The 20,149-nt window shown below is 71.7% G+C and carries 18 protein-coding genes and 2 pseudogenes; 11 read left to right on the top strand and 9 right to left on the bottom strand.

Annotation, left to right across the window (positions count from 1 at the left end; translation table 11 throughout):
* Positions 1-89: 89 nt before the first annotated feature.
* The 3 genes from ACH45E_RS04700 (at position 90) to ACH45E_RS04690 (ending at position 3,424) form a co-directional block, all read left to right on the top strand.
* Complete coding sequence (locus tag ACH45E_RS04700; protein WP_361451273.1) at positions 90-2,195, top strand: SpoIIE family protein phosphatase; 2,106 nt, start codon at positions 90-92, stop codon at positions 2,193-2,195.
* A gap of 94 nt (positions 2,196-2,289) precedes the next feature.
* On the top strand, positions 2,290-2,484 hold the full coding sequence (locus tag ACH45E_RS04695; protein ID WP_361451276.1) for an antitoxin: 195 nt from the start codon (positions 2,290-2,292) through the stop codon (positions 2,482-2,484).
* Between the two features lie 70 nt (positions 2,485-2,554).
* Positions 2,555-3,424: a patatin-like phospholipase family protein gene (locus ACH45E_RS04690; protein WP_399039989.1), complete on the top strand. Its 870-nt coding sequence runs from the start codon at positions 2,555-2,557 to the stop codon at positions 3,422-3,424.
* Positions 3,425-3,982: 558 nt separating this feature from the next.
* Here ACH45E_RS04690 and ACH45E_RS04685 read toward each other — a convergent pair.
* Together ACH45E_RS04685 and ACH45E_RS04680 are read right to left on the bottom strand one after the other, a co-directional pair.
* A complete protein-coding gene (locus tag ACH45E_RS04685; protein WP_361451532.1) occupies positions 3,983-7,357 on the bottom strand; it encodes a pyruvate carboxylase in 3,375 nt (1,124 codons plus the stop codon).
* A gap of 175 nt (positions 7,358-7,532) precedes the next feature.
* Positions 7,533-8,096: a MarR family transcriptional regulator gene (locus ACH45E_RS04680; protein ID WP_361451282.1), complete on the bottom strand. Its 564-nt coding sequence runs from the start codon at positions 8,094-8,096 to the stop codon at positions 7,533-7,535.
* On the opposite strand from ACH45E_RS04680, the pseudogene ACH45E_RS04675 reads away from it, so the two are divergent.
* Together ACH45E_RS04675 and ACH45E_RS04670 are read left to right on the top strand one after the other, a co-directional pair.
* Positions 8,034-8,648 (top strand): annotated as a pseudogene (locus ACH45E_RS04675) (SDR family oxidoreductase); the annotation flags it as partial. The gene ACH45E_RS04680 and the pseudogene ACH45E_RS04675 sit on opposite strands and share 63 nt — an antisense overlap.
* Positions 8,649-8,772: 124 nt before the next feature.
* Positions 8,773-8,877, top strand: a complete 105-nt coding sequence (locus ACH45E_RS04670) for an SDR family oxidoreductase (protein WP_361451535.1) — start codon at positions 8,773-8,775, stop codon at positions 8,875-8,877.
* A 69-nt stretch (positions 8,878-8,946) separates the two neighbouring features.
* Here ACH45E_RS04670 and ACH45E_RS04665 read toward each other — a convergent pair whose 3' ends face one another.
* The gene (locus ACH45E_RS04665; RefSeq protein ID WP_361451285.1) at positions 8,947-9,783 is read right to left on the bottom strand and encodes a chitosanase; all 837 of its coding nucleotides are present in this window, start codon (positions 9,781-9,783) and stop codon (positions 8,947-8,949) included.
* Between the two features lie 208 nt (positions 9,784-9,991).
* Between ACH45E_RS04665 and ACH45E_RS04660 the strand changes: the two genes are divergently transcribed.
* Positions 9,992-10,477, top strand: a complete 486-nt coding sequence (locus ACH45E_RS04660) for a hypothetical protein (RefSeq protein WP_361451288.1) — start codon at positions 9,992-9,994, stop codon at positions 10,475-10,477.
* Positions 10,478-10,495: 18 nt separating this feature from the next.
* Here the strand turns inward: ACH45E_RS04660 and ACH45E_RS04655 are convergent, their stop codons facing one another.
* The gene (locus tag ACH45E_RS04655) at positions 10,496-12,034 is read right to left on the bottom strand and encodes an MFS transporter (protein ID WP_361451291.1); all 1,539 of its coding nucleotides are present in this window, start codon (positions 12,032-12,034) and stop codon (positions 10,496-10,498) included.
* A gap of 136 nt (positions 12,035-12,170) precedes the next feature.
* Between ACH45E_RS04655 and ACH45E_RS04650 the strand changes: the two are divergent.
* Positions 12,171-12,326 (top strand): annotated as a pseudogene (locus tag ACH45E_RS04650) (phosphotransferase); the annotation flags it as partial.
* A 31-nt stretch (positions 12,327-12,357) separates the two neighbouring features.
* Here ACH45E_RS04650 and ACH45E_RS04645 read toward each other — a convergent pair.
* The 4 genes from ACH45E_RS04645 to ACH45E_RS04630 all read right to left on the bottom strand — a co-directional run bounded on the left by ACH45E_RS04645 (position 12,358) and on the right by ACH45E_RS04630 (position 15,678).
* Positions 12,358-13,299, bottom strand: a complete 942-nt coding sequence (locus ACH45E_RS04645; protein WP_361451294.1) for an MBL fold metallo-hydrolase — start codon at positions 13,297-13,299, stop codon at positions 12,358-12,360.
* 104 nt (positions 13,300-13,403) lie between these two features.
* On the bottom strand, positions 13,404-13,955 hold the full coding sequence (locus ACH45E_RS04640; RefSeq protein ID WP_361451297.1) for an isochorismatase family cysteine hydrolase: 552 nt from the start codon (positions 13,953-13,955) through the stop codon (positions 13,404-13,406).
* A gap of 160 nt (positions 13,956-14,115) precedes the next feature.
* Positions 14,116-14,721 carry an HD domain-containing protein gene (locus ACH45E_RS04635; protein ID WP_361451300.1) on the bottom strand — a complete coding sequence of 202 codons (606 nt, stop codon included), beginning with the start codon at positions 14,719-14,721 and terminating at the stop codon, positions 14,116-14,118.
* Positions 14,722-14,760: 39 nt separating this feature from the next.
* On the bottom strand, positions 14,761-15,678 hold the full coding sequence (locus ACH45E_RS04630) for an MBL fold metallo-hydrolase (RefSeq protein ID WP_361451303.1): 918 nt from the start codon (positions 15,676-15,678) through the stop codon (positions 14,761-14,763).
* Positions 15,679-15,801: 123 nt separating this feature from the next.
* Between ACH45E_RS04630 and ACH45E_RS04625 the strand changes: the two genes are divergently transcribed.
* On the top strand, positions 15,802-15,999 hold the full coding sequence (locus tag ACH45E_RS04625; protein ID WP_361451306.1) for a hypothetical protein: 198 nt from the start codon (positions 15,802-15,804) through the stop codon (positions 15,997-15,999).
* 72 nt (positions 16,000-16,071) lie between these two features.
* Positions 16,072-17,061, top strand: coding sequence for an aldo/keto reductase (locus tag ACH45E_RS04620; RefSeq protein WP_361451309.1), 990 nt, complete (start codon positions 16,072-16,074; stop codon positions 17,059-17,061).
* Between the two features lie 55 nt (positions 17,062-17,116).
* On the opposite strand, the gene ACH45E_RS04615 is transcribed toward ACH45E_RS04620, so the two are convergent.
* The gene (locus ACH45E_RS04615) at positions 17,117-17,653 is read right to left on the bottom strand and encodes a CbrC family protein (RefSeq protein ID WP_361451312.1); all 537 of its coding nucleotides are present in this window, start codon (positions 17,651-17,653) and stop codon (positions 17,117-17,119) included.
* A gap of 153 nt (positions 17,654-17,806) precedes the next feature.
* On the opposite strand from ACH45E_RS04615, the gene ACH45E_RS04610 reads away from it, so the two are divergent.
* On the top strand, positions 17,807-18,265 hold the full coding sequence (locus ACH45E_RS04610) for an ATP-binding protein (protein WP_361451315.1): 459 nt from the start codon (positions 17,807-17,809) through the stop codon (positions 18,263-18,265).
* Between the two features lie 383 nt (positions 18,266-18,648).
* Entirely contained in the window at positions 18,649-20,094 is a 1,446-nt protein-coding gene (locus ACH45E_RS04605; protein ID WP_361451318.1) for a glyceraldehyde-3-phosphate dehydrogenase, read from the top strand.
* Positions 20,095-20,149: the final 55 nt, after the last annotated feature.

The raw sequence follows: 20,149 nt of genomic DNA, 5'->3' as shown, positions 1-20,149 counted from the left end.
ACCATGGAAGGCAAGGCGTCTTCCGGCGCAGGCGGGCCGCCCTGAGAACCGACGGACGGTCCGCGCCGCCGGCGGAAGGAGTGCCGGCGATGAGCGAGGCCGATTGGGCTCCGGCGATCCTCGGCCGGACCGGAACCGGGCGACCGCGGGACCAGTCGTCGCAGCCCAGCGGGCTGATGGACGTGCTCGCCGTCGCGGCGGTGCTGCTGGACGCGGACGGGCGGGTCGTCCTGTGGAGCCCGGAAGCCGAACAGCTGTACGGCTACACCGCCGAGGAGGCGCTGGGCGAGTACGCGGCGCGGCTGCTGGTCCACGCGGAGCACTGGGACTGGGTGGTCAAGACCTTCATCGACGTCATGGAGACCGGCCAGAGCTGGGCCGGCACCTTTCCCATCCGCCGCAAGGACGGCAGCACACGGCGGGTGGAGCTGCGCAACATGCGCCTGCTGGACGACCACGGCGACTTCTACGCCCTCGGCCTGGGCACCGACTCACCGACGCTGCACGAGCTGGAGCGCGACGTCGCCCTGTCCACCCGGCTGATCTCCCAGTCCCCCATCGGGATCGCGATCTTCGACAGCGATCTGCGGTACGTGGCCGTCAACCCCGCTCTGGAACGCATCCACGCCATGCCCGCGCAGGACCACATCGGCCTCCACTACCGCGAGGTCATGAGCGACCCGGAGTTCGAGGCGGCCGAGGTGGCGATGCGCGAGGTGCTGCGCACCGGAGCCCCGCTGGTCGAGCAGGCGCCCCTGGTGGGTCAGACCGCGGCCGATCCCGGGCATCCGCACGCCTGGACGATCTCGTGCTTCCGGCTGGAGGACACCCAGGGCCGGATCCTCGGCCTGGCCGAGCTCGTGGTGGACGTCACCGAGCGGTACCAGGCGGCCAAGGAGGCCAGTGAGACGCGGCGGCGCCTGACCGTGATCGCCGACGGCTCCGCCCGTATCGGCACCACCCTGGAGGTCGGACAGACGGCCAGGGAACTGGCCGAGGTCACCGTCCCCGCCTTCGCCGACATCGCCGCCGTCGACGTACTCGACTCCGTGCTCGACGAGCACCGGCCCGCCTCCCGCGAAGGCTCCCCCGCATTCTTCCGCGCCCTCGCGGTGAAGGCCGCCTACCCCACCGACGCCATCCGGGCCGCAGACCCGCCCGGCCGGATCACCACCTACCCCGCCGACCGCCTGGCCACCCGGTGTGTACGCAGCGGCCGCCCCATCCTCGTCCGGCACGCCGACGGCAACGACCTGTCGCGCATCGCCCGGGACGAGCAGTCGGCCACCCTGCTGGCCCGTGCCGGAGTGCACTCCTACCTCGCCGTGCCGCTCGCCGCCCGCGGCACCACCATCGGCTTCCTCGGCCTGTCCCGCGCCCGCGATCCGCGGCCCTTCGACGAGGACGACATGGCCATCGCGGTCGAGCTGGCCTCCCGCGCCGCGGTGTGCATCGACAACGCCCGCGCCCACCAGAGCGTGCGCAACGCGGCCGAGGCCCTCCAGCGCAGTCTGCTGCCCGACCACCCGCCGCGCCTGCCCGGGCTGCGGGTGGCCTCCCGGTACCAGCCCGCGCAGGCCGCCTACGAGGTCGGCGGCGACTGGTACGACGTCGTCCCGCTCGACGGCGCCCGCACGGCCCTCGTCGTGGGGGACGTCATGGGCAGCGGCATCGACGCCGCCGCCACGATGGGCCGGCTGCGAACCGCCACCACCGCCTACGCCGACCTCGATCTCGATCCCGCCCAGGTGCTCCACCACCTCGACGCGCTCACCTCACGGCTGGAGCAGTACATCGCCACCTGCGTGTACGCCGTCTACGACGCCCGGAGCGCCGAGTGCCACCTCGCCACCGCCGGCCATCTCCCGCCCGCCCTGGTCCGCCCCGGCGAGGCCCCCCGCCTGCTGGACCTGCCGACCGGCGCACCGCTCGGCGTCGGCGGCGTGCCCTTCGAGACCGCCACGGTCCGGCTCGCCCCCGGCGACCAGCTGGTCCTGTACACCGACGGACTGGTCGAGACGCGCGAGGACTCCATCGACGAGCGCCTCGAGCTCCTGCTGCACCTCCTCGACAAGGCGGACTCCTCCTTGGAGGAGACCTGCGACCGGCTCCTGCACGACTTGCGGCATCCCGCGAACCACGACGACGTCGCCCTGCTCATCGCCCGGGTCCGCCCCTTCACGCCGGAGCCTTGACCGGCCGCCCGAGATGCGGATCAGCGGGCCTGTGCCGACCCTGGTAACGGGGCCCGTTCCGCCGAGGGTCCGTTCCGCCGAGGAGGCACACATCATGTCCATGATGGACAAGCTCAAGAGCATGCTGAAGGGCCATGAGAGCCAGGCGTCCAAGGGCGTCGACAAGGCAGGTGACTACGTCGACGACAGGACCCAGGGCAAGTACAGCCGCCAGGTCGACACGGCCCAGGAGCAGATGAAGGACCAGCTGGGCCGCGAGCAGGGCCGGGACAACCCGCCCCAGACCTGACCCGCCACCCTCCGCGAGCCGTCGCCCCGGGGCGCGCCGCGCCGCACGGGGCGGCGACACTTGTCCTTGCATGGACACGACGAGCTGGAGGGTGGGCATGACCGAGGCGTTGGTGCTGGGCGGCGGCGGGGTCGGCGGTATCGCCTGGATGACCGGACTGCTGACGGGGCTGGCCGACGGCGGACAGGACGTGACGGGGGCCGACGTGACCGTCGGGACCTCTGCCGGGTCGGCCGTCGCGGCGCAGCTGGGCAGTGGACTGACGTTGGCGGAGTTGTACGCCCGTCAGGTCGATCCCGCGTTACAGGCCGCCGAGATCATGGCGGAAATGGATCTGGAGGGGTTCGCCGCGGACATCGCCGCCGCGATGGGCGGTGCCGCGACCGTGGCGGACATGCGGCGGGCGGTCGGCAAGGTGGCGCTGGGCGCGACGACCGTGCCGGAGCCCGAGCGCCGGGCGGTGATCGAATCGCGGCTGCCGGTGCACCTGTGGCCCGCGCGGGCGCTCAGGATCGTCGCGGTGGACGCCGGGACCGGGGAACCGCGGGTGTTCGACAGCGCCTGTGGGGTGAACCTGGTGGACGCCGTCGCGGCGAGCTGCGCGGTGCCGGGTGTGTGGCCGCCCGTGACGATCGACGGGCGCCGGTACGTCGACGGCGGCGTGCGTTCCATCGCCAACGCCGACTACGCGTCCGGCGCTTCGCGGGTGCTGGTGGTCGTGCCGATGGGGGGCACCGAGCCGTTCCCGAGTGACGCGCCGCTGGAACAGGCCGTGGCTCAGCTACGCGCCCAGGGCGCCGAGGTTCTGGTCGTGGAGCCCGACGAGCCCTCCCTGTCCGCGATCGGCCCCAACCCCCTCGACCCCTCCACCCGAGGCCCGGCCGCCGAGGCGGGCCGCACCCAGGGCCGCACACTGCGGCTCGAATGGAGCCGCGTCTGAGCGGCTCCCGCGGTGCGAAGTGCCGGCGGGCCGGCCCAGGCCGTCAGCGGCTGGGCGCAGGCGTCGGCGGCTCGGGGCACGCCGTCAGCCGGCCGGCGCCGGGCCGGTGCCAGCCGCCAGCGGTTCGGCGCAGGCCGTCAGCAGCTCGGGGTACGCCGTCAACCGGCCGGCACACGCCGACAACGGGCCGGCGCCGGCCCCCAGCCGCTCGACGCACGCCGCCAGCCAACCCACGCCGGGCCCGCAACCGGACCGGTGCCAGCCAGCCATCAACGGCTCGGCCCAAGCCGTCAACCGGCCGACACACGCCGACAACAGGCCGGCGCCGGCCCCCAGCCGCTCGACGCACGCCGCCAGCCAACCCACGCCGGGCCCGCAACCGGACCGGTGCCAGCCATCAGCGGCTCGGCGCAAGCCGTCAACCGGCCGGCGCAGGCCTCAACAGGCCGGTGCCGGCCCCCAGCGGCTCGCGCAGGCCAACAGCGGCCCCGCGCAAGCCCTCAGCAGGCCGACGCAAGCCCTGAGCGGCTCGGGAATGCCTCGTGGGGGCCGGGCGGTTCAGGTGAGTTCGACGAGGAGGTCGCCGCCCTCGACCTGCTGGATCCGGTTGATGGCCAGGCGGGACACGCGGCCCGCCTTGGGCGCGGTGATGGTGGCCTCCATCTTCATCGCCTCGATGGTCGCCACCGTGGCCCCCGCTTCCACCTCGGTGCCCTCGGTGACCGCGAGCGTCACCACTCCGGCGAACGGCGCGGCGACATGGCCGGGGTTGGTCCGGTCGGCCTTCTCGGTGGCCGGAACGTCGGAGGCGGCCGCCTTGTCCCGTACCTGGATCGGCCGGAGCTGCCCGTTCAGCGTGGCCATCACGGCGCGCATGCCGCGTTCGTCGGCGTCGCCCACGGCCTGGAGCTCGATCAGCAGCCGCACGCCGGGCTCGAGGTCGACGCCGTACTCCTTCGCGGGGCGCAGCCCGTAGAAGAAGGCCTTGCTGTCCAGGACGCTGGTGTCGCCGAAGGCCTGCCGGTGGGTTTCGAACTCGCGCGTGGGGCCGGGGAACAGCAGCCGGTTGAGGGTCGCGCGAGGGGACTTCTCCAGGCCCTCGCGGTCCTCGGCGGACAGCTGCCGCACCGGCTTGGCCTCGGCGCGCCCCTGGAGGGCCTTGCTGCGGAACGGCTCGGGCCAGCCGCCGGGCGGGGTGCCCAGCTCGCCGCGCAGGAAGCCGATGACGGAGTCGGGGATGTCGTACCGGTTCGGCTCCGCCTCGAAGTCCGCCGGGTCCACCCCGGCACCGACCAGGTGCAGGGCCAGGTCGCCGACCACCTTGGAGGACGGGGTGACCTTGACCAGGTGGCCCAGCATGCGGTCGGCGGCGGCGTACATCGCCTCGATGTCCTCGAAGCGGTCGCCGAGGCCGAGCGCCACCGCCTGGGTGCGCAGGTTGGACAGCTGGCCGCCGGGGATCTCGTGGTGGTAGACGCGCCCGGTCGGTGAGGCCAGGCCCGCCTCGAAGGGCGCGTAGATGCGGCGCACGCTCTCCCAGTACGGCTCCAGGTCGCCGACGGCCTGGAGGTCGAGGCCGGTGGGCCGGTCGGAGTGGTCGGTCGCGGCCACGATCGCCGACAGCGACGGCTGGGAGGTCGTACCCGCCATCGAGGCCACCGCGCCGTCCACCGCGTCCGCGCCGGCCTGGATCGCGGCGAGGTAGGTGGCCAGCTGGCCGCCCGCGGTGTCGTGGGTGTGCAGGTGCACCGGCAGGTCGAACTCCCGGCGCAGGGCCGAGACGAGCTTCGCCGCGGCCGGGGCGCGCAGCAGGCCCGCCATGTCCTTGATGGCCAGGACGTGCGCGCCCGCCTCGACGATCTGCTCGGCAAGGCGGAGGTAGTAGTCGAGGGTGTACAGGCGCTCGCCGGGGTCGGACAGGTCGGCGGTGTAGCAGAGGGCTACCTCGGCGATCGCCGTGCCGGTCTCCCGTACGGCGTCGATGGCGGGCCGCATCTGGCCGACGTCGTTGAGCGCGTCGAAGATCCGGAAGATGTCGATGCCGGTGGCGGCGGCCTCCTGCACGAAGGCGTCGGTCACCTCGGTCGGGTACGGCGTGTAGCCCACGGTGTTGCGGCCGCGCAGCAGCATCTGGAGGCAGATGTTGGGCACGGCCTCCCGCAGGGCCGCGAGACGCTCCCAGGGGTCCTCGGCGAGGAAGCGCAGGGCGACGTCGTAGGTGGCGCCGCCCCAGCATTCCAGGGACAGCAGCTCGGGCAGGGTGCGGGCGACCACCGGGGCCACGGCGAGGAGGTCCTTGGTGCGCACCCGGGTGGCGAGCAGCGACTGGTGGGCGTCGCGGAACGTGGTGTCGGTGACGCCGATGGTCGGCGACTCGCGCAGCCAGCGGGCGAAGCCCTCCGGGCCGAGCTGGACGAGCCGCTGCCGGGAGCCCGCGGGCGGCTCACCGGCGGGCAGCGGGGGCAGCTTGGTGGTCGGCTCGATCAGCTCGGGCCGCTCGCCGTGCGGCTTGTTGACGGTGACGTCGGCGAGATAGGTGAGCAGCCTGGTGCCGCGGTCCGCGGAGGAACGCGCGGTGAGCAGGTGCGGGCGCTGCTCGATGAACGAGGTGGTGATCCGCCCGGCCTGGAAGTCCGGGTCGTCCAGGACGGCTTGCAGGAACGGGATGTTCGTGGCCACGCCGCGGATGCGGAACTCGGCCACGGCACGCCGGGCCCGGCCGATCGCGGCCTTGAAGTCCCGGCCCCGGCAGGTGAGTTTGACCAGCATCGAGTCGAAGTGCGCGCTGATCTCCGTACCGGCGTGGGTGGTGCCGCCGTCGAGGCGGATACCGGAGCCGCCCGGCGAGCGGTAGGCGCTGATGCGGCCGGTGTCGGGGCGGAAGCCGTTCGCCGGGTCCTCGGTGGTGATACGGCACTGGAGGGCGGCGCCGCGCAGGGTGACCGTTTCCTGGGACAGACCGAGGTCGGCCAGCGTCTCCCCGGCCGCGATGCGCATCTGGGACTGCACCAGGTCGACGTCGGTGACCTCCTCGGTCACGGTGTGCTCGACCTGGATGCGCGGGTTCATCTCGATGAAGACGTGGTTGCCGTCGCGGTCGAGCAGGAATTCCACGGTGCCGGCGTTGCGGTAGCCGATCTGCCGGGCGAAGCTCACCGCGTCGGCGCAGATCCGGTCCCGCAGCTCCGGGTCCAGGTTGGGGGCGGGCGCCAGCTCGATCACCTTCTGGTGGCGGCGCTGCAGCGAACAGTCGCGCTCGAAGAGGTGGATGACGTCGCCCCGGCCGTCGGCGAGGATCTGCACCTCGATGTGGCGGGGCTCGACGACGGCCTTCTCCAGGAACACGGTGGGGTCGCCGAACGCGGAGGCCGCCTCGCGTGCCGCCGCCTCGATGGACTCTCGCAGCTGAGCCGGTTCCTCGACGCGCCGCATGCCGCGCCCGCCGCCGCCCGCGACCGCCTTCACGAACACCGGGAAGCCGATCTCGTCGGCGGCCCGGACCAGTTCGTCGACGTCGGTCGACGGGGCGGAGGAGCCGAGCACCGGTACGCCCGCCTCGCGGGCGGCGGCGACCGCTCGCGCCTTGTTCCCGGTCAGCTCCAGGACGTGGGCGCTCGGTCCGACGAAGGTGATGCCCGCCTCCTCGCAGGCGCGGGCCAGCTCGGGGTTCTCGGACAGGAAGCCGTAGCCGGGGTAGACCGCGTCCGCGCCCGCGCGGGTCGCGGCGGCGACGATCTCCTCGACCGACAGGTACGCCCGCACGGGATGCCCGGGTTCACCGATCTCGTAGGCCTCGTCGGCCTTGAGCCGGTGCAGCGAATTGCGGTCCTCGTACGGGAAGACGGCGACCGTGCGCGCGCCCAGCTCATAGCCGGCGCGGAACGCTCGAATCGCGATCTCTCCACGGTTGGCGACCAGCACCTTGCGGAACATTGTCGATCCCTCCAGCCTGCCGGTGACGAACACCATGGTGTCGGCCACTCCCCTGCCGTGCCACGCGATGAACGTTAGGGGGTCCTGGGCCTGATGGGGGGCGGGATACGTCACATTGACATGAGCGGATCCAGCCAGATGGCCAGGAACCGGGTGGTCTCCTTCGGATCGTGGTTCAGCGCCGCCCGGAGGCGGTACGCCTTCGGACATCGGTCATCAGCTTGTCCAGCAGCCCGGTGAGCGTGTCGCGCTCCTGAGGGGACAGGCTGCCGACGAGCGCGGCCTCGCGGCCGAGCACGGCGTCGACGGACCGCTCGATGAGCGCGTGCCCCTCGACGGTGAGCGACACCTCGACGCTCCGGCGGCCCGCGGCCCCGGGAGCTCGCCGGACGAGGCCGTCCCGTTCGGCGCGGGCGACCCGCTGTGAGATCGCTCCGGCGGTCACCAGGGTCCTCCGGGCGATCTCCCGGGTGCTCAGGGCGTAGGGCGGACCGGAGCGGCGGATCACGGAGAGCAGGTCGAGGGTGGCCGCGTCGATGCCCGCTTCGCGCAGCGCACGGCCGCGGTCGTCGGCGAACAGCTTCCCCAGCCACCAGATCGGCGTGACGATCTCGATCGACTCGGTGGGGGTGCCCGGGCGTTCCCGCCGCCATGCCGCGGCGATGTCCGCGGCGGAGTGAGGGGGCACAGGGCCCCTTGGATCTGCCGGGCCCCCCGGTGCGGCCGTGGTGTCGGACATGTTTGCGATCCCTTGCCGGTGGCACCTACGTTTAGATCTAAACGTAGCAGTGAGCGAGGAGGGCCAGTGACCCGCACCGTGCTCGTCACCGGAGGCAGCAGCGGCATCGGCCGCGCCATCGCCGCGAGGTTCGCCGCCGACCGGGCGGAGGTCGTCATCACCGGACGCCGCGCCGGCACCGTCGAACGCGCCGCGAAGGAACTGGGTGTGCGGGGCGTGGTCTGCGACGCGACCGATCCCGACCGGGTCGCGGAGGTCGCCGGACAGCTCGCCACGATCGACGTCCTGGTCAACGCGGCCGGCGGCCTGCCCCCGGACGTTGCCGACGGCGGAGCGGCCCTGGAGCAGCTGCTGGCCCAGTGGCGAGCGAGCCTGGCCCAGAACCTGCTCGGCGCGGTCCTGACCACCGCCTCGGTGCGCGACAAGTTCACCGCGGGCGGCCGCGTCATCAGCATCGGCTCGATCGGGGCCGAGCGGCGGGGCGGCTCCTATGGTGCGGCCAAGGCCGCGCTGGCCGCCTGGAACGCCTCGCTGTCCGGCGAACTCGGGCCACACGGCGTCACCTGCAACGTCATCTCCGCCGGCTACATCGCCGGTACCGACTTCTTCCGCGGCGGGGTGAGCGACGAGCGCCACAGCGCCCTCGTCGCGGAGACGCACGACAAGCGCCCGGGCGGTGGACGACATCGCCGCGACCGCGCACTTCCTGGCGTCGCCCGGCGCCCGGCACATCACCGGCCAGACCATCCACGTCAACGGCGGTGCGTTCACCACCCGTTAGTCCCGGCGATGCCGTGAGCCCCGCCCCGCGCGAAGCAGGGCGGGGCTCACGGCATCGCGCCGTCCGGCCTCAGCCGATGTGGTAACTGTCGCCGTACACCTTCCAGTCCAGGGGCGGGTTCAGGTCGAGATTGCCCTTGCGCAGGAAGACGCGCTGCTCGGTGTCGACCCGGGTGGTGTCGCTGTGGGCCTCCTCCTGCTTCATGGCCCACACCCGGGCGTCGAGGAAGGCGCCCAGGTACGTCTTCTCGTCGCCGCCCTGGGCCGGCGGCTTGGCGCTGCGCAGGGCCCGCTTGCGGATGTTTCGGAAACTGGTGGGGTCGTCGCCGTCGCCGTGCATGACGATGGCGTCGTAGTAGGCGAACTGGCCGAGGGCGCGCAGCCCGTCCGTCTTGCCCTGCTTGACGGCGGGGTTGAAGTACACACGGTCGCGTTCGTCGTTCTGCGCCTGCTGGAACGCCGTGTCCTGGGCGGCCTTGCGCCAGTCCCTGGGGAAGTCGGGGTCGAGGCCGTCGTGCGAGTCGGAGCCGTTGACCCTGCGCAGCGCCGGGAGGTACTTGGCGAGGACGTTGCCGGGCTTGCGGTCGGTGTAGAGCTGTACGAGGTCGAGCATGTCGCCGGTGCCCGAGCAGAAGCCGATGATGCCGGCGGTGTAGCCGCGGCCGTCACCGATGTCCTCGATGTACTTGTACTGGGCCTTCCAGTCGAGCGAGGAGTTCTCCGCGCTCGACACCAGCTTCATGGCGATCTCCTTCTTCGCCGGGTCGTCGAGGCCTGAGGCGGCCGCCGGCTTCGCGACGGCTCGCGGGACGCTGAGCAGGGCCCCGGACGCCACGGCACCGATCACGGCGACGACGGTCCTGCGGGTAAGGGGGGTGGGGGCTGTTTCGCGGTCGGGGTGCGACACGGAGGCTCCAAGTGGGTGTGGGGGGTGGCGAGTTGGGGCGCGTGGACTTGATAGGAAAGTTTCCTATCAATCGGCTGTCGCAGCGGTAACCCTTCACGCGCAAATTCGTAGGAACACACAACGCGGGTGGTCCCCCCGTGCGAGTGGTGCATCGCCCGGGACGGTCGTAGCGTCGATAAAGAGTCGATCGTGGACGGGCGGTGTCGAGATGCGCGGACCGGTTGTATGGACAGCGATCACGCTCGGGGCGGGCGCGCTGCTCGCGGCGGCCGTGCCCCCGGCCGTCGCCACCGCGCCGGCCACGGCATCGGCGGCGGCACCGGCGGCGGCGACGAGCAGCACGGCGGTACGGCAGACCAGGCCCGTGCTCCTCGACTGCTTCGGGAATCCGGACGTACGCCCGGCCGCCTTCATCCTGGCCTGCGGTGACGGCAACAGCCGCCTCGCCAGGATGCGCTGGTCGCAGTGGGGGATGTCGGCGACGGCCACGGGCGTGAACCTGGTGAACGACTGCAAGCCGTTCTGCGCGGCGGGCAGATTCCACGCGTACGCGGTGACCGTGCGGCTCGACCGCCCCAAGCCCTGGAAGAAGCACCCGCAACTTCAGCAGTTCACCCGGTTGACCCTGACGTACACCGGCAGCAGCAGGCCGGAGGGGTTCCCCCGCGTGGTGACGTACCCCTTCCAGGGCTGATCCCGGGTCCGGCGCGGGTCAGCGCCGCCCGGCGTGCTCCCGCGCGGCGACGTACAGCTCCTCCGAGGTGGTGATCAGCTCCCGCCGCTCCTCCTTCGAGCCGACCATCGGCTGGGAGCCGTTGAGAGGCACCTGGGCGCTCTCCGGCAGGAACCGCACCGTCACCAGGCCGATGGCGCCGGCCAGCATGAGGTAGTAGGCGGGCATCATGTCGTTCCCGGTGAGGTTCACCAGGGCCTCCGTGACCAGTGGAGTGGTGCCGCCGAAGGCCGCGACGGCGAAGTTGAAGCCGATGCCCATGGCCGCGTAGCGCACGGCCGTCGGGAAGAGCGCGGGCAGGGTGGCCGCGCTCGGCGCGGCGAAGCAGGCGAGCAGGGTGGAGAGCAGGAGCACTCCGAGGACCGGGCCCCAGGTGCCGTGCATCTTGATCAGCAGGAAGGCCGGGACCGCCAGGACGACCATCGCGGCCGCGGCGACCCCGTAGACCGGGCGCCTGCCCACCCGGTCGCTGAGCCGGCCGATGAAGGTGAGCAGTACGACGATCCACACCATGCCGACCAGCACGAGGATGTCGGCGAAACCGCTGGAGCGGTGCAGTGTCTCCGTCTGGTACGTCGGCAGGAAGCCGGTGACCATGTAGTTGGTGACGTTGTAGAGCAGCACCAGACCGACGCAGATCAGCAGCGCCCGCCAGTGGTTCCTGACGATCGCCTTGAGCTCGCTGCCCGCCGACTCCTGCGCGAGGCTCTTCTCGTGTTCGTCCAACTGCTGCTGGAAGGCGGGCGATTCCTCCAGCTTGAGCCGCATGTAGAGACCGATCGCACCGAGCGGTCCGGCGATCAGGAACGGGATCCGCCAGCCCCAGGAGAGCATCTGGGTATCCGTCAGCATCAGGTTCAGCAGGGTGACCAGCGCGGAGCCGAGGGCGTAGCCGACGAAGGTGCCGAAGTCGAGCCAGCTGGAGAGGAATCCGCGCCGGCGGTCCGGCGAGTACTCGGCGACGAAGGTGGTGGCACCGCCGTACTCACCGCCCGTGGAGAAGCCCTGCACCATGCGGGCGAGGAGCAGCAGCACCGGAGCGGCGATGCCGATCGTGCCGTAGGAGGGGATCAGCCCGATGGCGAAGGTGCCGACCGCCATCATGATCATGGTGGTGGCGAGCACCTTCTGCCGGCCGAGGCGGTCGCCGAGGGGGCCGAAGACGAGGCCGCCGAGCGGGCGTACGACGAATGCGGCGGCAAAGGTCGCGAAGGACGAGATCACCTGGGCGGCGGGTGAGGCGCCCGGGAAGAAGACCTTGCCGATGGTCGCGGCCAGGTAGCTGTAGACGCCGAAGTCGAACCACTCCATGCAGTTGCCGAGGGCCGAGGCCCCGACCGCGCGCCGGAGCAGTGGCGGCTCGATGACCTGCACGTCCTCCTTGCGGAAGGCGCGCCGGTTCCGGCGGAGCCTGCGGGTGAGGTCGTCACGTACCTGTCGTGGCAGGTTCGCCACGCGTTTCGTGCCCTTCTGCCCGCCCGGGGATTCCTGTTGGCCTTCAGTGCCGGTGTCGACCATGCCGCCACCTTTCTCTCCTCATACCGCAATTCGCACACGCGACCGATGAGCCCCTGGGCCGCAACCCGCCGCATGTCACAGCTACTGCCCGGCTTTGCTCCAGGCACACGGGCAACGGAACGCATAGGCGGTGCGGCCGCCGGTCCGGCGGCACGGTGACCCCCGCCCGGCCGATGTCGTCGTCTCGGAGGGCACGCTCTCCGGTGTGATCGACTTCGGTGACCTCGGCGCCGGGGACCCGGCAGCCGGCCTCTCGGCCGCGTGGCTGCTTCGTCCGGTCGGCGCCGGCTCTGGAGCGGGTGCCGGTGGCGAGCTGAGCGGGGTCAGGCCAGGCAGGTCAGGGGGCGGCCGCCGTTGTAGGTGACCATGTCACTGAGCGCGGCCACGGCGTCGATGCGCCGGCCGAGCGGTCCGTCCTCCAACTCCGCGTAGGCCCGGTGCAGGTTGCCGACGATCCGCTCCCGGTCGAGCAGTTCGCCGTACTCCCCCAGGTCCAGTTCGCGGGCGGTCTGAAGCGGAGTCAGCCCGGCGTCGCGGCCGTCGCGGGCGGCCTTCTGCACGAACCGCAGATACCCGAGGACGTCATCGATGACCTCGGGCCCCGCGACGGCGCCGTGCCCGGGGACGATGGTCGTCGCGCCGAGCGGTTTGACGACCTCCTCCAGGACCTGGATCGCGCCGGCCACCGACCCCTGGAGCAGGAACGGGGTGCCTCCGTTGAACAGCAGGTCGCCGCTGAACAGCAGTTCGCGCTCCGGCAGCCAGACGATCGAGTCGTTCGTCGTGTGGGCCGGCACCCCCACGTGACGTACCTCGGCGCGCAGGTCGTCGGCCCACACGGTCACCGAGTCGGTGTAGGTGAGGAACGGCGGCTCTAGGACGAACTCGCCCCAGTCGACCTCCGTCCAGAACGGCTTGTCCTTCGGCTCGCCCCATTCGAGGACGCCTGCCCGGGTGGCCTCGTGCCCGACGATCGTGGCGCCGTTGAAGAGGTGGTTGCCGAAGGTGTGGTCGCCGTGGTGGTGGGTGTTGATGAGCGTGCGCACCGGCTGCGGCGTGACCTTGGCGATGGCGTCCAGGTAGGCGCGGGTGCGGCGGACCGTGGAGCACGCGTCGACGCTGATCACCCCGCGCCGGCCGACGAGGAAGCCGGTGTTGTTGATCCACCATGTCCCGTCCGGCTGGATGTAGGCGAAGACGCCGTCGCCGACCTCCTCGACCCGGGCCGGGGGAAGCGTGGCGACGTCGTGGTGGACACTGCTCACTGCGGGCTCCTGCGGTGGGTGAGCGGGGGTTCGTCGGACATCCCCGTGATCATCGCATCCGCGCCGGGCCCGCCGGTACCCCGCTCCCCGGCCGCCCGGGTCCGTCAGACCGCCGCCGCCCAGCCGTCCACGGTCGAGACCGTCGCCTGCTGGGGAAACACCTTCTCCGTCAGCACCCGGTGCACCTCCGGGTCGGCGTCGAGGCAGCCGTCGGACAGCACCGTGAGGGCGTAGTCCAGGTCCGCCGCCTGACGGAGGGTGGACAGCACGACGCCGCTGGTGGCGATGCCGGTGAGGACGAGGTGGTCGATGTCGTTCGCCCGCAGCACCATGTCGAGGTCGCTGCCGGCGAAGGCGCTGACACGCCGCTTGGTGACCACGATGCCGCCGGGTTCCGGCGCGACGCCCGGATGAACCCGAAGGGCGTCCTCGCCGCCGGCCGCCGGGGCACGGGACGGGAGCGCGCCGAACATCTTGTTGCGGGCGCTGACCTCCGGGTAGCCCGGACGGAACCCGACGACCACGTGGATCACGGGCAGCCCGGCCGCCCGCGCCGCGTCGATCGCACCACGCAGGCGCGGAAGGTAGGCGGGGTCCGGGAACCGGTCGACGACGGCCTGCTGGACATCCATGACGAGAAGTGCTTGCTGGGGCACCGCGCTGTTCCTTCCGTGCCGGGGGCGTGAGCGGATGGACGAATAGGTCATCGATTGATTACTTGCTGCTGACGTCCTTTTCAACCGCCGACCGGCGGGAGGCGCCTGGGCGGAGCGACACGGACGCGCTCCCGGGCGTTCCTGGGGGAACGCCGCCCCGTCAGTCCCGTTCCAGCGGATGCGCCAGCGTGCGCTCCGCCCAGTCCCCCGCGACCAGTTCCGCCGCCGCGCAGCCGGGCTTGCGCCGGGCCTGGTCGCGGAAGAGGTGGACGAAGGAGGCGGCGAAGCCCCGGCGGGGGTAGGCGGCGACCAGGGCCTCGCAGAAGCCGGGGTCGAACATGCCGAATCCGGTGCCGGAGACGTCGGCGCTCGTGCCGACCTGCAACAGATGGCTCTCCACGTCCGCTTCGGGCGCCACGTCGTCCCGCATGTGGAGCACGATCAGCTCCGCCGCCCGGTCGCGCCGTTCGGCCGGCCAGCCGAGGCCGGCCGTGAAGACCCGGGCCAGATGGCCGCCGGCGTCTTCGAACGGCAGCGTATGGCTGTCGAAGGGCGGGGTGAGGGCCAGATCGTGCAGCATCGCCGAGACGAACAGCAGCTCACGGTCGAAGTCGAGGCCGCGGGCGTCGGCCCAGGCCGCGCCGAAGAAGTACGCCCGCGACGAGTGATGGTGGAGGGCCTCGTCCGCGTACTCGGCACACACCAGCCGCGCCGCGTCCACGGCCGGCCCCGACGGCGCCCGGACCCCGGCCACGTCCTTCTGCATTCGCACTCCCCGCCCACCAGTCCAGCAGCAGAGAGATGATCATCCCACGGGCAGCCGCTCCTCGTGCGGATGTTCCGCGCACAGGCACCCCACTCCCTTCTCGATCCACTCCCGCCCGGCCCACTCCGGGTGCCGCTCGATCATCAGGGCCGAGACCTCCTCGACGATGGTGCTCTCGCTCACCGTGGTGTCCCGGCGCGCCCAGGTCTCGTCCCGCAGCAGCCGCAGGTAGTCACGTACGTCGGCCAGCAGCCGCGGTCCGCCGACGGCCCCGTGCCCGGGCACCACCACACGGGACGGCCGGGCGGCCAGTCGCTCCAGCACCGTGAGCCAGCGCAGGCCGGACACGTCGGTGTCGTGCGGCGGGAACCAGGGGAAGATCGCGAACTGCCCCGCCTCGACGAGGTCCCCGGTGAACAGGACGTCCGCGTCCGGCACCCGCACCACCTGGTCGCCCCTGCTGTGCGCACGGCCGGTGGCCTCCAGCCGGACGGCCCGTCCGCCGAGGTCGAGTTCATGGCTCCGGTCGTAGACGACATCGGGCTCCACGAGCTCCACCCCCCGCAGCCGCTGGGCCACGGACTCGCCGAGCCCTCGGAACATCCCCAGGTAGCCCGGCCCCTTCACCTTCAGATCCTCGGCCTGGGCCCTGTTGACCACGTACGTCGCGTGTTCCTTGAAAACCCGCGCGCCGAACGCGTGCTCGGGGTGGAAGTGAGTGGTCGTCAGAAAGAGCTTCCGCCCCCTGGCGTACTCGGCCGCGAGGGTCAGCACCGCCTCCGCGTTCGCGGGGCCCAGGCCGGTGTCGACGACCAGGACGGAGTGCCGTCCACCGATGACGCCTATGTTCGGCACCAGATCGGCGCCCCGGTCGGGAACGACCAGGAGGTCCCCGGCGATTTCCTGTGCGCCGGTCACATCGACGGCGGGGTCCTGCGTCACGGTGGGCTGGGTCACTACGGCTCCTCGGTACGGGCAACGGTCGGCGAACTGCCGCTCGTCCCAGTGCACCCCGCGGCGCCCAGGGGCGTCCAAGACCGATCCGGCACCCCCGATACCGCGCGGGTATCGTGGCCGGTGGTGGAGGGGCTCGCGCCGCTCCCCGTTCACCTGCCCGCGGGCCTCACCGCGGTGCCCCTGACCGGGGTGCCGCCCAGCGACCTCGTCATCGCCTGGAGCCGTGACCGGAGCACTCCGCTCGTCCGGTCCTTCGTACGGATCGCCACGGCGCTCCTCGGCCGGTCACAGGTGACGGCGGTCGGTGGGCTCCACGCTTGACTTGGAGTGCGCTTCAAGTTCTAGCGTCCTTGGCAGAGAGACGATCCACTCCGCAGGAAAGGCTGGACTCATATGAAGCAGCGAAGGCTGCGGGACCTCGAGGTGTCAGCCATCGGCCTCGGCTGCATGGGCATGTCCGCCTTCTACGGCTCCGCCGATCAGGACGAGGGTGTCCAGACCATCCGACGCGCCCTCGAGCTGGGCATCAACTTCCTCGACACCGCGCAGATGTACGGCCCGCTCACGAACGAGACGCTCGTGGGCCAGGCGGTCAAGGGCCATCGCGACGAGTACGTGATCGCCACCAAGTTCAACTACCGCATGGACGACGCCGTCCCCGGCGACATCAGCACGGTGGGGCGGCAGGACGGCTCGGCCGAGCATGTCCGCAGCTCGGTGCACGGCTCGCTCAAGCGGCTCGGCACCGACTACATCGACCTCTACTACCAGCACCGCGTCGACCCGAACGTCCCCATCGAGGAGACCGTCGGCGCCCTGGCGGAGCTGGTCGCCGAGGGCAAGGTACGGCACATCGGACTGAGCGAGGCGGGGCCGCAGACGCTGCGCCGCGCGAACGCCGTCCACCCGATCGCGGCCGTGCAGACCGAGTACTCGCTGTGGACGCGCGACCCGGAGGCCGAGGTCCTGCCGACGTGCCGGGAGCTCGGCATCGGCTTCGTCCCCTACTCGCCCCTGGGCCGCGGCTTCCTCGCGGGCCGGTTCTCCTCGCCCGACGAACTCGACAAGGAGGACTGGCGCCGCAGCGGGCCCCGCTTCACCGGCGACAATCTGGAGGTCAACCAGCGGCTCGCCGAGAAGGTCAAGGAGATCGCCGCCGAGAAGGGCGTGACACCGGCCCAGCTGGCGATCGCCTGGGTGCTGGCGCAGGGCGAGGACCTGGTCCCGATCCCGGGGACCAAGCGCCGCACCTACCTCGAGCAGAACGCCGGCGCGCTCGACGTCGAGCTGACCAAGGAGGACCTGGCCCGCATCGACGCCGAACTGCCCAAGCCCGCCGGAGAGCGCTACGACGAGGCCGGCATGCGGTCGGTGAACCTGTAGGACCCACGCGAAGGGGCCGGCCGAGCCGGCCCCTTCCCTGCTTCCCGCGCCGCGGCTAGGTGAAGTCCGCGTAGGCCAGATGGGCCGCGCACACCCGGCACCGGAAGAGGTACGCGGTCGGCTGACCGTCCTTGTCCAGCGCACCGAGGAACTCCTCGACCCGCCTGGCCGGCCATCCCCCGCCGCGCATCTCCTGGCCCAGCATCGCGAGCGCGTCCGGGTGACCCGCGAGTTCCCTCGCCCCGGCGAGCCCCAGGAAGGCGGCTCCGTCACCGCAGTGCAGCAGCCACCGCGGGTCCTGCCACGCGGAGAAACCCGGCGTGCGCTCCGCGATGGCCACCAGGACCTCCCGGGGTACGTCGTCGCCCGTGGCGTCCCCGCAGAAGAACGCCTCGTACCGGGCGGCCGCGCTCCCGTCCGCGATGCACCACGGGCACAGCGGGCCGTCCGGCTCCCCGGGCCCGTACACCGGGCCGGTGTAGAGGTACCCGCGTTCCCGCCCGCAGCACGCGCAGGCCCCCGGGGCGGCCACCACAAAACCGGTGGCCAGGGGGTCGGGGTGGTAGGGGAACTCGGGCAGCACTTCTGTCATGACCGCGACCCTAACGGCCGTCTCGCACCGGCCGGGCCGATTGATCCCGCATTGCGGTCATGACCGTGGCGACTGCGGGTAGCCGCTAATCCGACGCAGGCCGGCCGCCGGTTACTCGACGACAGGATCCCCACACACGAAGGCACATGGAACATGGTCATCCCGCTTAGGAATCAGGCGGCAGATGGACAGGACTACCGCGCTCCCACTCCGCTGCGCTACAGCGCCACCTGGGGCGCCGACACCCTGCGCAGCATCGACGCGCGGCGGGCGGTCTCGGCGTTCCTGGGACGCCTGGGGTATCTCCCCGGCCAGCGGGTGGGCCAGGACGCCAAACTGGTGGTCAGCGAGCTGGTCACGAACGCGCTGCGGCACGCTCCCGGCCCGTGCGGGCTGCTGCTGGAGCTGTCGCCCGCCGCGGATGTGCTGCACATCACCGTGTGGGACACCTCCACCCTCCAGCCGGAGCTCCAGCCCAGGGACGGCACCCGGATCGGCGGTCACGGGCTGAGGCTGGTCGCCATGCTCTGCGCCGGCCTGCGGACCGGACCGCTGAACGGCGGCAAACGCGTGACCGCGGACCTGCGCCTGCCGCCGCTGACCGCCGCCTGACCTCCGCCAGGAGCACGCGCCCGCCGCGCACACGGTGAGCCACTGGCCGAAGCCGGTTTCTGCCGGCCTCCGCGACCGCCTGCTCGTCGGCGAGGCCCGCGGTAGCAGCCGCAGGAGGCGCGCCGAGCGGGGCGTGCGGCAGCCGGTGTGCGTCCTGGACACGGCGCCCGACAGCATCGGCATGGTGGTCGCCCGCACCCGCAGGGCCCGGCGTGCCCGGTGCCGGACGCTGCCCGATCGCCCAGCGCGGGGACAGCGGGTCGCCGAAGTGCCGCTCGCGGTACGCCCTCGCCCCCGCGACAGCACCCCGCGTTCGACCACCCGAAAGGCCGAAGTATCGTGTGGTTACCATATGAGCGCCGCCTAGCTCGAAAGATAGATCTGTGACTGTCAACGACGACTCGTTCACCAACTGGAACAACCGCGAGGAAATCGCGGAGTCGATGATCCCGATCATCGGGAAGCTGCACCGCGAGCGGGACGTCACGATCCTGCTGCACAGCCGCTCCTTGGTGAACAAGTCGGTGGTCAGCATCCTGAAGACCCACCGGTTCGCCCGGCAGATCGCGGGCGAGGAACTCTCGGTCACCGAGACGCTGCCGTTCCTCCAGGCGCTCACCACGCTCGACCTCGGTCCCTCCCAGATCGACATCGGCATGCTCGCCGCGACCCACAAGGCCGACGACCGGGGCCTGACGGTGCCGGAGTTCACCGCCGAGGCCGTCGCCGGCGCCACCGGCGCCAACAAGATCGAGCGCCGCGAGGGGCGCGATGTCGTGCTCTACGGCTTCGGCCGCATCGGCCGCCTGGTCGCCCGGCTGCTGATCGAGAAGTCCGGCTCGGGCAACGGCCTGCGGCTGCGCGCGATCGTGGTGCGCGGCGGCGGCGAGCAGGACCTGATCAAGCGCGCCTCACTGCTGCGCCGGGACTCCGTGCACGGCCAGTTCCAGGGCACCATCACCGTCGACGAGGACAGCAGTACGATCTCCGCCAACGGCAACGAGATCAAGGTCATCTACGCCGACGACCCGACGTCGGTGGACTACACGGCGTACGGCATCAAGAACGCCATCCTCATCGACAACACCGGCAAGTGGCGCGACCGCGAGGGCTTGTCGAAGCACCTGCGCCCCGGCATCGACAAGGTCGTCCTGACCGCGCCCGGCAAGGGCGACGTGCCCAACATCGTGCACGGCGTCAACCACGACACGATCAAGCCGGACGAGCAGATCCTGTCCTGCGCCTCCTGCACCACCAACGCGATCGTGCCGCCGCTGAAGGCGATGGACGACGAGTTCGGCGTGCTGCGCGGCCATGTGGAGACCGTCCACTCGTTCACCAACGACCAGAACCTGCTGGACAATTACCACAAGTCGGACCGTCGCGGCCGTTCCGCGCCGCTCAACATGGTCATCACGGAGACGGGGGCCGCCTCCGCCGTCACCAAGGCCCTGCCCGACCTCAAGGCCCGGATCACCGGCAGCTCGATCCGCGTGCCCGTGCCCGATGTCTCGATCGCGATCCTCAACCTCCAGCTCGGGCGCGAGGCCGACCGCCAGGAGGTCCTCGACTACCTCCGCAACGTGTCGCTGACCTCGCCGCTCAAGCGGCAGATCGACTTCACCACCGCCCCCGACGCGGTCTCCAGCGACTTCATCGGCTCCCGTCACGCCTCGATCGTCGACGCCGGCGCCACCAAGGTCGAGGGCGACAACGCGATCCTCTACCTCTGGTACGACAACGAGTTCGGCTACTCCTGCCAGGTCGTCCGCGTCGTCCAGCACGTCTCCGGCGTGGAGTACCCGACGTACCCGGCCCCGGCAGTCTGATCCGGGCCCTTCCGTACTCCGCCGGCCGGGGTCCCCTTCTCCGGGGTCCCGGCCG

Source organism: Streptomyces sp. NPDC020299 (assembly GCF_044387825.1).
Classification (GTDB): Bacteria; Actinomycetota; Actinomycetes; order Streptomycetales; family Streptomycetaceae; genus Streptomyces.
The sequence above is the reverse complement of the archived record's forward strand: the minus strand, read 5'-3'. Positions and strand labels throughout refer to the sequence as shown.